At 71.0% G+C, this 13,065-nt stretch carries 11 protein-coding genes; 4 read left to right on the forward strand and 7 right to left on the reverse strand.

Features of this window, described 5'->3' with window-relative positions:
* Positions 1–206 precede the first annotated feature (206 nt).
* Positions 207–2,033 (forward strand): NAD-binding protein, encoded by a 1,827-nt coding sequence (locus PV682_RS37535; RefSeq protein WP_319736311.1) that lies wholly within the window; start codon positions 207–209, stop codon positions 2,031–2,033.
* An 80-nt stretch (positions 2,034–2,113) separates the two neighbouring features.
* Here PV682_RS37535 and PV682_RS37540 read toward each other — a convergent pair whose 3' ends face one another.
* Positions 2,114–3,907, reverse strand: coding sequence for a S9 family peptidase (locus tag PV682_RS37540; protein WP_319736222.1), 1,794 nt, complete (start codon positions 3,905–3,907; stop codon positions 2,114–2,116).
* Positions 3,908–4,157: 250 nt separating this feature from the next.
* Between PV682_RS37540 and PV682_RS37545 the strand changes: the two genes are divergently transcribed.
* Complete coding sequence (locus PV682_RS37545; RefSeq protein ID WP_319736224.1) at positions 4,158–4,997, forward strand: SURF1 family protein; 840 nt, start codon at positions 4,158–4,160, stop codon at positions 4,995–4,997.
* An 80-nt stretch (positions 4,998–5,077) separates the two neighbouring features.
* On the opposite strand, the gene PV682_RS37550 is transcribed toward PV682_RS37545, so the two are convergent.
* From PV682_RS37550 to PV682_RS37565, 4 genes are all read right to left on the reverse strand, one after another.
* A complete protein-coding gene (locus PV682_RS37550) occupies positions 5,078–6,127 on the reverse strand; it encodes a hypothetical protein (protein ID WP_319736225.1) in 1,050 nt (349 codons plus the stop codon).
* Between the two features lie 140 nt (positions 6,128–6,267).
* Positions 6,268–6,942, reverse strand: coding sequence for a SigE family RNA polymerase sigma factor (locus tag PV682_RS37555; RefSeq protein WP_206301558.1), 675 nt, complete (start codon positions 6,940–6,942; stop codon positions 6,268–6,270).
* Positions 6,943–7,427: 485 nt separating this feature from the next.
* Positions 7,428–8,558, reverse strand: a complete 1,131-nt coding sequence (locus PV682_RS37560) for an aspartate-semialdehyde dehydrogenase (protein ID WP_319736227.1) — start codon at positions 8,556–8,558, stop codon at positions 7,428–7,430.
* Between the two features lie 16 nt (positions 8,559–8,574).
* Entirely contained in the window at positions 8,575–9,864 is a 1,290-nt protein-coding gene (locus tag PV682_RS37565; RefSeq protein WP_055724480.1) for an aspartate kinase, read from the reverse strand.
* A 199-nt stretch (positions 9,865–10,063) separates the two neighbouring features.
* Between PV682_RS37565 and PV682_RS37570 the strand changes: the two genes are divergently transcribed.
* Both PV682_RS37570 and PV682_RS37575 read left to right on the forward strand, forming a co-directional pair.
* On the forward strand, positions 10,064–10,810 hold the full coding sequence (locus PV682_RS37570) for a response regulator transcription factor (RefSeq protein WP_319736229.1): 747 nt from the start codon (positions 10,064–10,066) through the stop codon (positions 10,808–10,810).
* Positions 10,807–12,189: a HAMP domain-containing sensor histidine kinase gene (locus PV682_RS37575; RefSeq protein WP_319736230.1), complete on the forward strand. Its 1,383-nt coding sequence runs from the start codon at positions 10,807–10,809 to the stop codon at positions 12,187–12,189. The genes PV682_RS37570 and PV682_RS37575 overlap by 4 nt, the downstream gene beginning before the upstream one ends.
* Here PV682_RS37575 and PV682_RS37580 read toward each other — a convergent pair.
* Both PV682_RS37580 and PV682_RS37585 read right to left on the reverse strand, forming a co-directional pair.
* Positions 12,155–12,676 carry an SgcJ/EcaC family oxidoreductase gene (locus tag PV682_RS37580; protein ID WP_319736232.1) on the reverse strand — a complete coding sequence of 174 codons (522 nt, stop codon included), beginning with the start codon at positions 12,674–12,676 and terminating at the stop codon, positions 12,155–12,157. The two genes, PV682_RS37575 and PV682_RS37580, sit on opposite strands and share 35 nt — an antisense overlap.
* Positions 12,677–12,820: 144 nt before the next feature.
* Positions 12,821–13,009 carry a hypothetical protein gene (locus tag PV682_RS37585; protein ID WP_319736233.1) on the reverse strand — a complete coding sequence of 63 codons (189 nt, stop codon included), beginning with the start codon at positions 13,007–13,009 and terminating at the stop codon, positions 12,821–12,823.
* Positions 13,010–13,065 lie beyond the last annotated feature (56 nt).

Consider the following 13,065-nt stretch of genomic DNA (forward strand, 5'->3'; position numbering starts at 1 on the left):
GGCACCTCAGCACTCGTGGATCGCACTCACAGCCTCCGCTCTCTACGACCCGTACGCCCCCTACATCTCAAGTACGACCGAATCGTCCACTCCGTTCAGGCCGTCCCCGCCGGATCGTTGGTGGAACCACCTGTCTCGATGAGGCAGTCTTCTCCGTCGTGGGGACCGTTCCGAATCAGGCCAGACCGATCGACTCCGAGGCGCACATGGTGGTGTGCGGCGACGACGGTCTCGCACACCGTCTGGCCGCCGAACTCCGGGGCGTCTACAGCGAGCAGGTGACCCTCGTCGTCCCGCCCGCCCAGCGCACGGTACGCCCTCCCGTGGTGGGCCGGGCCCGCGCGGTCTCGGCGGCGCTGCTCGACCGCGTGGTGAGCGCGGCCGTCAACAGGGCCTCGGGCACCGGCGGTTCGGGTGCGCCGGACCCCGCTCCGGCCGGCAACGAACGGACGCTGGAGGCGGCCGAGCCCACCGAGGCGGTCCTCTCCGAGGCGGGCGTGACCCGCGCGGCGGCCCTCGCGCTGGTCTACGACGATGACGAGACCAACATCCGCGCCGCCCTCACCGCCCGCCGCCTCAACCCGCGCGTGCGCCTCGTACTGCGCCTGTACAACCGGAGGTTGGGCCAGCACATCGAGGAACTCCTCGACCAGGCCGCCCTGTTGGCCTCCGGCGAGGAGGACACCGTCGCCGGTACGACGACGGTCCTGTCCGACGCGGACACCGCGGCACCGGCCCTCGCCGCGACCGCGATCGCCGGTACCACCAAGGTCGTTCAGACCGACGGCCTGATGCTGCGGGCGGTCGAGCACCACGGCGAGGGCGCCGCGCCCGGCCTCGCCACCCTCGCGCTGCTCTCCTCGGAGACCGAGGGGAACGTCGAGCAGGGACCCCGGCTCCTGCCGGACGCCGAGGAGGTGAGGACGGCGACGGCCGCCTCGCCGGGGCGCGGGACCGTGGTCCTGGAACAGGTGTCGTACGCCTCCGAGGGCAACCTCTCCACAGGGCGCGGCGCCGGGCTCATCGCCCCGGTGGCCTCGCTCTTCTCCCGGCGGCTGCGCTGGTCGCTGGCGGGTGTCGTCACGTGCGTCCTCGCGCTGGCGGTCGCGCTGTGGCTGACGACCGGCATCCATCCGCTGGGCGCCCTGTACCTGACCCTGCTGGACCTCTTCGCCATCAACGACCCTGCCGTGGGCGACCCGTTGGCCCGGCAGATCCTCCAACTCCTGTCCGGCCTCATGGGGTTGCTGCTGCTGCCGGTGCTCCTGGCCGCCGTGCTCGAAGCGTTGGGCACGTTCCGCAGCGCGGGCGCCCTGCGCAAGCCGCCGCGCGGGATGAGCGGGCACGTCGTCCTGCTGGGCCTCGGCAAGATCGGCACCCGGGTGCTGATCCGGCTGCGCGAGCTGGACATCCCGGTGGTGTGCGTGGAGTCCGCGCCCGAGGCGCGAGGGCTCGCGGTGGCCCGGCGGCTGCGGGTACCCGTGGTACTCGGGGACGTCACCCAGGAAGGGGTCCTGGAGGCGGCGAAGATCCAGCGGGCGGGCGCCCTGCTGGCGGTCACCAGTTCCGACACCACCAACCTGGAGGCCGTCCTCTACGCCCGCTCCCTGCGCCAGGACCTCAACGCGGTACTACGGCTGTACGACGACGACTTCGCGACCGCCGTCTACCGCACCCTGCGCGCCGCGCACCCCTACGCGCGCACCCGCAGCCGCAGCGTCTCCCATCTGGCGGCCCCCTCCTTCGCCGGGGCGATGATGGGCCGCCAGATCCTGGGCGCGATCTCCGTGGAGCGCCGGGTGCTGCTGTTCGCGGCGCTGGAGGCGGGCGGGCACGCGCAGTTGGCGGGCCGCACGATGGGCGAGGCGTTCCGCTCCGGGCACTGGCGGGTCCTCGCCCTGGACACCGGTACGGGGCTGGCCTGGGACCTGCCGGCGGACCGGGTGCTGCGGCCGGCGGACCGGGTCATCCTGGCAGCGACCCGGCAGGGCATGGCGGACCTGCTGCGCAGGCACGGGCGAGCCGAGGGGTAGTACCGGAGGGTTGGTGCCGAAGGGGTAGTACCGGAGGGGTAGTACTCGAGAAGCAGCTCTTGAGTACTACCCCTGGAGAGCTACAGCCTCCCCAGATGCCGCTCCGCGAACTCCAGCTCCAGCCGCACCTGCTTGATCCGCTCGTCCACGACCAGCGACCCGTGCCCGGCGTCGTACCGGTACACCTCGTGGACGGCCTCCCTCGCCTCCAGCCGGCGCACGTAGTTGTCGACCTGCCGGATCGGGCAGCGCGGGTCGTTGACGCCGGCCGAGATGTAGACCGGCGCCTTCACCTGGTCGACGTATGTCAGCGGCGAGGACGCCTCGTACCTCTCGGGTACCTCCTCCGGGGTACCTCCGAGGAGGGTGCGGTCCATCGCCTTCAGCGCCTCCATCTCGTCGTGGTAGGCGGTGACGTAGTCCGCGACGGGTACGGCGGCGATGCCCAGCGCCCACGCGTCGGGCTGGGTGCCGAGGCCGAGGAGGGTGAGGTAGCCGCCCCAGGAGCCGCCCGTCAGCACGAGGCGGGCGGGGTCCGCGAGCCCGGAGGAGACGGCCCACTCGCGGACCGCGGCGATGTCCTCCAGCTCGATCAGGCCGACCCGGTGCTTGAGCGCGTCGGTCCAGGCGCGGCCGTACCCGGTGGAGCCCCGGTAGTTGACGCGGACGACCGCGTACCCGTGGTCGACCCAGGCGGCGGGCGCGGCGGCGAAGGCGTCGCTGTCGTGCCAGGTGGGACCGCCGTGGATGTCGAAGACGGTCGGCAGCGGGCCCTGCGCACCGGCCGGCTTCTGGACGAGCGCGTGGATACGGCCCCCGGGGCCCTCCACCCACACGTCCTCGACGGGCACCGAGCCCGGCGACCTCATACCCGGGGGGTCCAGTACTACCCCTCCGGTGGTGGAGCGCACGGTCGGCGGCTCGGCGGCGGAGGACCACAGGTACTCCGCGCTCCCGTCGGGCCGCGCCGAGGCGCCCGAGACGGTACCGGCGGGCGTGGGGATGCGCTCCAGCCCGCCCGACGCGAGGTCGTAGCGGAAGAGTTCGCTGCGGGCCTCGTGGCTGTGGGCGATCAGCAGCGACCCCCCGTCGGGGAACCACTCCGCGTTGACGTCTCCCGGCAGGTCGAGGGAGAGCTCGGTCTGCTCGCCGGAGACCACGTCCCACACCAGCGGCTCCCAGCGACCGCGCCGCTGGTGGCCGATGAGCAGGCGGGTGTCCCCCGCGACGGGCGCGAACCCGAGGACTTCCAGGCCGAGTTCCTCCGTGCCGCCCCGGGTGTCGTCGAGGTCGGCGACCGTCGCGCCGTCCAGCGCGAGCACCCGCAGCGCCGAGTGCATGGCGTCGCCGTGCTCGGTGTGCTCGACGGCGATCAGCGTCCCGTCGTACGACAGGTCGCCGACGCCCGCGGACTCGCGGTGGCGGTAGATCTCGCGGGGCGCCTCCCCCTGGAGTACTACGTGGATCGTGGTGCCGTCCTCGTCGGTGGAGCGTCCCACCACGGAGGTACGGCCGTCCCTCCCGAGAGCCAGTCCGGCCGGATAGGAGGGGTCGAGGCCGGGGGTGGCGGGCTCGTCGGGGCCGCCGGCGAAGGGCTGGCGGCGCCAGACGCCGAACTCGTCGCCGTCCTTGTCGTCGAACCACCAGATCCAGTCCCCGTCCGGGGACAGCCTGCCGTCCGTCGTCCCGTTGGCCCGGTCGGTCACCTGCCGCTGCTCGCCGCTCACGCGGTCCCAGGCGTACAGCTCGTACGTCCCGGTCGCGTTCGACGTGAACAGCGAGCGGTCGGGGGCGTCCTCCGCCCAGTCGGGCAGGGAGACCCGCGGCGCCCTGAACCGCTTCTCCCACTCGGGCATGGCCTCAGCGTCACTCATACGTCCATCAAACCTGATGAGGGGGGTCGCGTGGACATCGCTGCGCGAGGAGAAACGCGGCATCCGTCAGAAAGTGCGGGGCCGGTGAAGAAGCGGAGGTGATCCCCGGAAGTACGTCGGAGGTATGAGCCGGGTAGTACCTCACCTCTCCGCGCCCCGCCCTCACCTCACCGCGCCCGCCCTCACCGCGCCCCGCCCTCGCTCCACCCCGCCGCCCCCGCCGCCCACCCCGGCGCGTACGGTTGAAGGCGTGTACCGGTTTCTGCTGACGCCTCGCTGGTGGGGAATCAACGTCTTCGTGCTGCTGGCCATCCCGTTCTGCGTGTTCATGGGGTCCTGGCAGCTGAGCCGGTTCGAGTCGCGGATGGACGACCACCGCGCGCTCGGCCGGGCGGCGGAGACGGGGAAGTCGCAGCCCGCGCGGCCACTCGCCGAGATGCTGCCGGTGGACAAGGCGACCGTGGGCAAGCGGGTCACCGTCACCGGGCACTACGGGGAGCAACTCCTCGTCCCCGGGCGGGAGATCGAGCAGAAGAGCGGGTACTACGTCCTCACCCTGCTGCGGACCGGCTCCGGGAAGGCGCTGCCCGTCGTCCGCGGCTGGCTCCCCGGCAAGGCGGACGCCGCGAAGGCTCCCGCCGCGCCGCGCGGCAAGGTCAGCGTGACCGGTGCGCTCCAGGCGTCCGAGACGCCCGGGGACAACGGGGTCAGCGCGCGCGGCGGGCTGCCGGCCGGCCAGGTCGGCGCGATCAGCACCGCCTCGCTGGTCAACCTCGTGCCGTACGCGTTGTACGACGCGTGGGTGACGCTGGATAGCGCCGACCCGGGGATGACGACCGTGCCCGCCGAGGCGCCCGCCAACACCGGGCTCGACCTGAAGGCGTTCCAGAACCTCGGCTACACCGGCGAGTGGTTCGTCTTCGCCGGGTTCGTGGTGTTCATGTGGTTCCGGCTGCTGCGGCGCGAGGTGGAGGCCGCGCGGGACGCGGAGCTGGGGCTGACCGCCGAGGACGGCAAGGGCGACGAGGGCGACGAGGACGGCGGGAACGCCGAAGGTTCCGAACCCGGCCCTTCGGTACTAACCCGCTAATACCTCAGAGCCAGCTCCGCCTCACACCACCGGCCCCTCGGAGCCGGCCCCCCTACCGACCCCGCTCACCTCACCCCACCTCAGGACGACGCCAGCACACCCGTCCGGTAGATCGTCCCCGCGCACGCGCCCTGCACGGTCGCCGTGACCGACGGCGACCCCGCGTCGGCCGTGTAGGTCACCGACACACTGCCCTCGGCGGTCGTGGCCCCGTCCTCCCGCATCAGCTGCGGACTCGTACCCGTGGTACCGCTGCTGGTGCTGGTCGTCTGCTCGGAGGGCGACGGCGAGGGCGACGGGGAGGACCCGGTGTCTCCCCCTGTGGTACTCCCCCCGGTGGTCCCCCCGTCGGAGGGGCACGAGGCCGACGGCACCCACGCGAACTTCACGTCGTACGCGGACCCCGGCGCCAGCGCGAACTGCGTGACGTACAGGGACGGGTCCGGCAGAGCGGCGGCGGCGTCACCGGCGGTGTGCTCGGTGACGCCGACCTTCGCGGCGTCGGCGGCGCCCTGCACCGCGGGGGAGAGCGCGACGGACCCGGCGACCGTACAGCTCGTGGTGGAGACGTTGACGACGCGGAACGTGCCGTACACCACGCCCGTGGAATCCGGCCCGTCCACCGTCGAGGTCGCCGAGCCCAGCTGGTCGGCGGCGCAGGCGGGCGCGGTCGGACCCGGCGATGCGGAGGGCCCCGTACCGCTGGAGGCGGCGGCCCCCGGGGTCGGCTTGCCGGCGCCGGTCCCCTTGGACTCCCCGGACCCCGTACCCGTAGTACCTCCGGTGGACTCGCCGACCTTCCCGGCGGAGCCCCCGTCGGGGTTCTTGCCTCCCTCGGTGGAGCCACCGGTCTGGGACGCCTGGCCCGCGACGGCGGGGTGCGCGGTCTCGCCGACGCCGGAGACGGTCATCAGCGCGGGGACGGCGACCCCCGCGAACAGGGCCGCGGCGGCCACCCCCACGATCGCCTGCCGCTTGCGGGCCTTGCGCGCGGGGACCGCCCGGCGCAGGTGGTCGAGGGCGCCGTCGCGCGGCGCCATCTCGTCCACCGCCCGGTGCAGCATGCGGCGCAGCTCCAGCTCGTCCGAGTCGAGCCCGTCCGGGCCCTGGTCGTCGAGGTGGTGGTTCACAGTCCTGTTCCCAGCGTGTGGTTGCTTCGGTTCGGTCCCGTACGACGGCGGCGGTCCGCCCGTGTCGTACGGGGGGTGGCTACCTCCCAGGTAGTCCCCCCGTCCCTCCAGAGGGGTACCGTCCCGGTCCGGTTCCCCGCTCACGCCGACGCCTCCATCGCCGTACGCAGCGCCGCGATGCCGCGCGAGCCGTACGCCTTGACGGAGCCGAGGGATATGCCGAGGGTCTCGGCGACCTGGGCCTCGGTCATGTCGGCGAAGTAGCGCAGGACCAGGACCTCGCGCTGGCGGCGCTGGAGGCCCTTCATCGCCTTGATCAGGGAGTCGCGCTCCAGCTGGTCGTAGGCGCCCTCCTCCGCGCTGGCCATGTCCGGCATCGGCTTGGAGAGGAGCTTCAGGCCGAGGATGCGGCGGCGCAGGGCGGAGCGGGAGAGGTTGACGACGGTCTGGCGCAGGTAGGCCAGCGTCTTCTCGGGGTCGCGGACGCGTTTGCGCGCCGAGTGGACGCGGATGAACGCCTCCTGGACGACGTCCTCGCAGGAGGCGGTGTCGTCGAGGAGGAGCGCGGCGAGACCCAGGAGGGAGCGGTAGTGCGCCCGGTAGGTCTCGGTGAGGTGGTCGACGGTCGTACCGGCGGCCACGGTGTCGGCGGCGTCGGCACGCGGGCCGGGGATGCGGGTGGGCCGCGTCGCGGGCATGGGCGCGATCACCGGCAGGCCGCCGGGCGCCCCGGCGACGCGGGGGCGGGCGGTCCGGCGGGGCGGACGCAGCGCCGCGCCACCGGTCGCCGCTGTGAAGTCGAGTACCTCTGCCACGTCAGTTGGACACGTGTACCCCGGGCGGGGTTGTACGTGTCGGCCGTCACTTTTCCGCACGGCACGGAGCGCGTGTCGTACTCAGGTACGTCATACCCGTAGGACTCCCCCGTCCCCGGTGCCGCCGGCGGCATCGCCTGAATCGTTTCTCCACCGGCGCGCGCGCCGGTCCCGCCGGGTCGCGCGGTCGGCCGTCTGCCGGCCAGCGCCCCCTGATCTACCCTCATACGTCCCGCTCTTCCCCTATGTTCCCTATGTCCCATAGGAAGTGTCCCCATACGAAACGGGCGTCCCCACGCCCGTCCACAGGCTTACGACAGCTACAGCCCGTGGTCACACGCCTGCGCACCCGGGAAGGGTGACCGCAAAGACGCTCCCCGTACGCCGCTCGGTTGCGGTGTGCGGGGAGAAAAATCTTCGAACGCCGACCCGCCCGGGGACAAGGCGGCGCGACCGTCTTCCGGCTCACAGTCCTGACGTGGATCCTACAAAGCCGCCCCGCTCTGGCCAGCGGCTTTTCCCTCCGGGCCAGATCCCGGCGAGGTTCGGGGCGTCCACTCGGCCGCGATGAGCTCCGCGATCTGCGCGGTGTTGAGGGCCGCGCCCTTGCGGAGGTTGTCGCCGCAGACGAAGAGTTCGAGCGCGGTCGGGTCGTCGAGGGCACGTCGTACCCGTCCCACCCAGGTGGGATCCGTGCCGACCACGTCCGCCGGGGTGGGGAACTCGCCTGCCGCGGGGTCGTCGAACAGCACGACGCCCGGCGCGGTCGCGAGGATCTCGCGGGCACCGGCGACCGTGACCTCGTCCTGGAAGCGGGCGTGCACGGTGAGCGAGTGGGTGGTGACGACGGGGACGCGTACGCAGGTGACGGCGACCGGCAGCTTCGGCAGCCCGAGGATCTTGCGGGACTCGTCCCGCACCTTGCGCTCCTCGGAGGACCAGCCGTCCTCGGTGAGCGACCCGGCCCACGGGACGACGTTCAGCGCGATCGGCGCCGCGAACGGCCCGGTGTCGTCCCCCACCACCCGGCGTACATCTCCAGGGGTAGTACCCAGGTCTCCCCCTGCCCCGGAGCCACCCACGACCTGCGCCAGCTGCCGGCGCAGCGTCTCGACGCCCTCCCGGCCCGCCCCGCTGACCGCCTGGTACGACGAGACCACCAGCTCCCGCAGCCCGAACTCGGCGTGCAGCGCGCCGAGGGCGACGATCATCGACAGCGTCGTGCAGTTGGGGTTGGAGACGATGCCGCGCGGGCGGACCCGGGCGGCGTGCGGGTTCACCTCGGGTACGACGAGGGGTACGTCGGGCTCCATCCGGAAGGCGCCGGAGTTGTCGACGACGACCGCGCCCTTCGCGACGGCGACCGGCGCCCAGCGCGCGGCGACCTCGTCGGGGACGTCGAACATCGCGACGTCGACCCCGTCGAACGCCTCCTCCGAAAGGGCTACGACCTCGGTCTCCTCCCCGCGCACGGTCAGCTTGCGGCCGGCCGAGCGCGGGGAGGCGACGAGACGGATCTCGCCCCAGACGTCGGCGCGCTGGGAGAGGATCGTGAGCATGACCGAGCCGACGGCCCCGGTCGCTCCCACGACCGCGAGCGTCGGTCGCACGGTCATCGGACAGAGCCTCCGCTCATCGTCCGGTGCCGCCGTAGACCACGGCCTCGTCGCTGTCGGAGTCGAGACCGAACGCCGAGTGGACGGCGCGGACGGCCTCGTTCACGTCGTCGGCGCGGGTGACGACCGAGATGCGGATCTCGGATGTCGAGATCAGCTCGATGTTCACGCCCGCGTCGGACAGCGCGGTGAAGAAGTCGGCGGTGACGCCGGGGTTGGTCTTCATCCCCGCGCCGACCAGCGAGATCTTGCCGATCTGGTCGTCGTAGCGCAGGGATTCGAAGCCGATCCCGGCGCGGTTCTTCTCCAGCGCGTCGATCGCCTTGCGGCCCTCGGACTTGGGGAGGGTGAAGGAGATGTCCGTCAGCCCGGTCGCGGCGGCGGAGACGTTCTGCACGATCATGTCGATGTTGATCTCGGCATCCGAGATCGTCCGGAAGATCGCGGCGGCCTCGCCCGGCTTGTCCGGCACGCCGACGACCGTGATCTTGGCCTCGGAGGTGTCGTGCGCGACACCGGAGATGATGGCCTGCTCCACCTTCTGGTCCCCTTGCTGTGTCTTCGCAGCGAGCGGCTCGCTGCTGACCCACGTGCCCTGCAAACCGCTGAAGCTGGAGCGGACGTGGATCGGGATGTCATACCTGCGGGCGTACTCCACACACCGATGGAGCAATACCTTGGAGCCGGACGACGCGAGCTCCAGCATGTCCTGGAAGTGGATCCAGTCGATCTTGCGGGCCTTCTTCACCACGCGCGGGTCGGCGGTGAACACGCCGTCGACGTCGGTGTAGATCTCGCAGACCTCGGCCTGGAGCGCGGCGGCGAGGGCGACGGCCGTGGTGTCGGAGCCACCCCGGCCGAGCGTGGTGATGTCCTTCTTGTCCTGGCTGACGCCCTGGAATCCGGCGACGATCGCGATGTTGCCCCTGTCGAGCGACTCGCGGATGCGGCCGGGCGTGACGTCGATGATCCGGGCTTTGTTGTGGACGGAGTCGGTGATGACGCCTGCCTGGCTGCCGGTGAAGGACTGGGCCTCGTGGCCCAGGTTCTTGATCGCCATCGCCAGCAGGGCCATGGAGATCCGCTCTCCGGCGGTCAGCAGCATGTCGAACTCACGCCCGGCGGGCATCGGAGACACCTGCTCGGCGAGATCGATCAGCTCGTCCGTCGTGTCGCCCATCGCGGAAACGACGACGACCACCTGGTGGCCGTTCTTCTTCGCTTCCACGACCCGCTTGGCGACGCGCTTGATGCCCTCGGCATCGGCTACGGATGAGCCTCCGTACTTCTGCACGACAAGGCCCACGTGCGCTCCTCGCTCAGTTGGTCGATTGCACCGGTCAGTCTAACGAGCGTCCGAATTCCCCCTCCGGGGTATCGCATGGTGAGATATCCGACGCTCGTTTCCGGTCTGGTCCGTTCTGGTCCGTGAGAGCTAGTACCCAGGTACTACGCGTTACGCGCGTGATTGCTGTGAATTAAGTTTCAAGCACTAGGGTGCCGCTGTGCGCGTACTTCTGGTGGAAGACGACGAGCCCGTCGCGGAATCCCTGCGGCGCGGGCTGAAGCGGTACGGCTTCGAGGTGGACTGGGTGATGACCGGCGCCGCCGCGCTCGCCCACTCCGACCCCCACGACGTCGTCCTCCTCGACCTCGGGCTGCCCGACACCGACGGACTCGACGTCTGCAAGGCGCTGCGCGCCCGCAGCGACGTACCGATCATCGTCATCAGCGCCCGCAGCGACGAGACGGACCGGGTCGTCGGGCTCGAACTCGGCGCCGACGACTACGTCTCCAAGCCGTTCGGGGTGCGGGAGGTCATCGCGCGGATAAGGGCCGTCATGCGGCGGGTCCAGCCGCGTACGCCCGCCGAGGCGGGGCCCGACCGGTACGGTCCCGGCCTCACCGTCGACCGCAAGGCGGCGCGGGTCCGGCTCAACGGGGAGGAGGTGTCGCTGGCTCCCAAGGAGTACGACCTGCTCGCCTTCCTCACCGAGGAGCCGGGGGCGCTGATGACCCGGGAGCAGATCATGGAGGCCGTCTGGGACGCGAACTGGTTCGGGCCGACGAAGACGCTGGACGTCCATGTGGCGGCGCTGCGCAGGAAACTGGCGGGAGCCATCACCATCGAGGCGGTACGCGGGGTGGGGTTCCGGCTGGAGATCGTCGGTGGTACGGGTACTACAGGTAGTGCGGGTACTACAGGTACTACGGGCACGGGTACGGGTGCCCCGGGGGATACCTCGGTATGATCCGCCAGCTCATCCTCAGCTACGTACTCCTCGTCGCCGGCGCGATCGGCCTGTTCACCTTCCCCGTCGCCTTCACCCTCACCAACCAGCTCCGGGACGACACCGAGCTGTCCGTGAAGCGGGAGGCGACGACGATGGCGGTGCTGCTCAGCAACGGCGACACCGCGTCCTGCCAGGCGCTGACCCAGCTCGCCCGCGCGTACGCCAAGGAGACCGAGGACGACGTCCAGGTCACGGCGACCGCCGACTGCGCGGCCCCGCTGCCCCGCCCGGAGGCCGGCGCGGCCCTGGAGCGGGCGCTCGACCGGGGCAAGGACACCACCGACTGGGGTTCGGACTTCATCTGGGGCGACGAACTGACGATCACCGTCCCCGCGAAGGCGCGCGGCGAGGTCGTCGGCGCCGTACGGATCGTCTACTCGACGCACGGCATGACCAACCGCCTGTGGAACATCTGGGGTTTCCGGGCCGGACTCGCCGCCGCCGTCCTCGGTGTGGCCGCCGTGATCGGCGCCGTGGTGGCCCGCCGGCTCACCCGGCCGCTGCGCCAACTCAACGACATGGCAACCAAGTTCAGCGACGGCGACCTGACGGCCCGTACCCCTGAGACGGGCCCCCAGGAGACCCGGACGCTCGCCCGCACCCTGAACCAGGCGGGCGAGCGGCTCGACACGCTGATCGCCTCGCAGCGCATCTTCGTCGCGGACGCCTCGCACCAACTCCGCACACCACTCACGGCGTTGAGGCTTTCGCTCGACAACATCGCCGACGGCGTCGACGACGAATTCGTCCGCGAGGACGTCGAGCAGGCGACCGCGGAAGTCGTCCGCATGAGCCGCCTGGTCAACGGTCTGCTGGTGCTCGCGCGGGCCGAGGCGAAGGTAACTGCCGCGGAACCGCTGCCACTTGCCGAGATCGTGAACGAACGACTGGCGGTGTGGAGGCCGGCCGCCGACGAGCGCGGAGTCACCATCGCGCTCGTGGGGGGAAGTGTCGACGACCGGCCGCTCGTGTTGGCCGCCCCCGGTCACCTGGACCAGGTGCTGGACAACGTGCTCTCCAACGCCCTGGAGGTCTCGCCGGACGGTGGCACCATCACCGTCAAGTGGGGCACCGCCCGCTGGGATTCGGGCCAGCGGACGGTGGTCCTGTCGGTCCTGGACGAGGGACCGGGCATGTCGGACCAGGAGAAGTCGAGGGCGTTCGACCGCTTCTGGCGGGGCCAGGGGCTCACCGGCCGGGGCGGTTCGGGGCTCGGCCTCGCCGTCGTCAAGCAACTCGTGACGGACGACGGAGGCACGGTGGCCCTGAACGACGCTCCCGGTGGTGGCCTGTGCGTCTCGATCAGCCTTCGGGCATCTTCGAGGAGTGGTGGTTGACGATCTTCCAGTCGCCGTCCCGCTGCTTCTCGTACTCGTAGGTGTAGCGGGCCTTGACGACGCTCTTCGCGCCCGTCTTCGGGTCGGTGAGCGTGAACTGGTAAATGCCGGTGTCTATCGCGGAGTTGTCGTCGAGCACGTTCACGATCGTCGTGAGCTTCTTGCCGACGGGCTTGTTGGCGAGGAAGTGCTCGAAGTAGTCGACGATGCCGGCGTGGTCGGTGCGGATCTTGTTCGACACGGTCGGCAGCAGGACCGCGTTCTTCGCGTAGAGGTCGGCGACCTTCTCCGGGTCACCGGTCCTCAGCGTGGCGTTCCAGGTGGTGAACAGACCCGCGATCTGCGCCTTCGTCGCCCTCTTGGGCTGGGGCTTGTGCTCGGGACCGGCGAAGCTGACGCCGGCGCCGATGGTCCCGGCGACGACGAGCGAGGCCGTACCGATGACGAGGGCTCTCTTGCTGACGGGGCGAGGACGGCGACGGTTCATCACAACTCCAGTGCGTCTGGGGCTAGTTCACTTCCTTCCGGTTCTCCTGTGGAGGAAGTGACTCCAGACTCCCGTTTCACCGGTTAGCGCCCGTGCAGCCGTCGTACAGGAGAGATCCAGGACCTCTCCAAAACTCGATCACCCTCACGCTGTGTGCTTGCCGGAGCGGTCGCGGACCAGGCTGACGCCGGCGCCGAGGGAGACGACACCCATGCCCACGGCCGTCATCACCCCCTGCGTGCCGTCGACCACGAAGGGTGCGGCAGCGGCTACGACCAGGTTGAACAGGAAGAGGAACCACAGGACGGGGCGGGAGGAGAGCAGCGACTTCATGGAAAATCCCTCGTTCCGGAATCTCGGGTGGGGTTGACCTTGCGTGATCGACGATC

This window comes from Streptomyces niveiscabiei, from assembly GCF_033794345.1.
In the GTDB taxonomy this organism is placed as follows: Bacteria; Actinomycetota; Actinomycetes; order Streptomycetales; family Streptomycetaceae; genus Streptomyces; species Streptomyces niveiscabiei.

Excerpts from the sequence above, each read along its gene's own strand:
- PV682_RS37535 (WP_319736311.1), top strand. The coding sequence starts at position 207 with ATGGTGGTGTGCGGCGACGACGGTCTCGCACACCGTCTGGCCGCCGAA.
- PV682_RS37540 (WP_319736222.1), bottom strand. The coding sequence starts at position 3,907 with ATGAGTGACGCTGAGGCCATGCCCGAGTGGGAGAAGCGGTTCAGGGCG.
- PV682_RS37560 (WP_319736227.1), bottom strand. The coding sequence starts at position 8,558 with ATGACCGTGCGACCGACGCTCGCGGTCGTGGGAGCGACCGGGGCCGTC.
- PV682_RS37575 (WP_319736230.1), top strand. The coding sequence starts at position 10,807 with ATGATCCGCCAGCTCATCCTCAGCTACGTACTCCTCGTCGCCGGCGCG.
- PV682_RS37580 (WP_319736232.1), bottom strand. The coding sequence starts at position 12,676 with ATGAACCGTCGCCGTCCTCGCCCCGTCAGCAAGAGAGCCCTCGTCATC.
- PV682_RS37585 (WP_319736233.1), bottom strand. The coding sequence starts at position 13,009 with ATGAAGTCGCTGCTCTCCTCCCGCCCCGTCCTGTGGTTCCTCTTCCTG.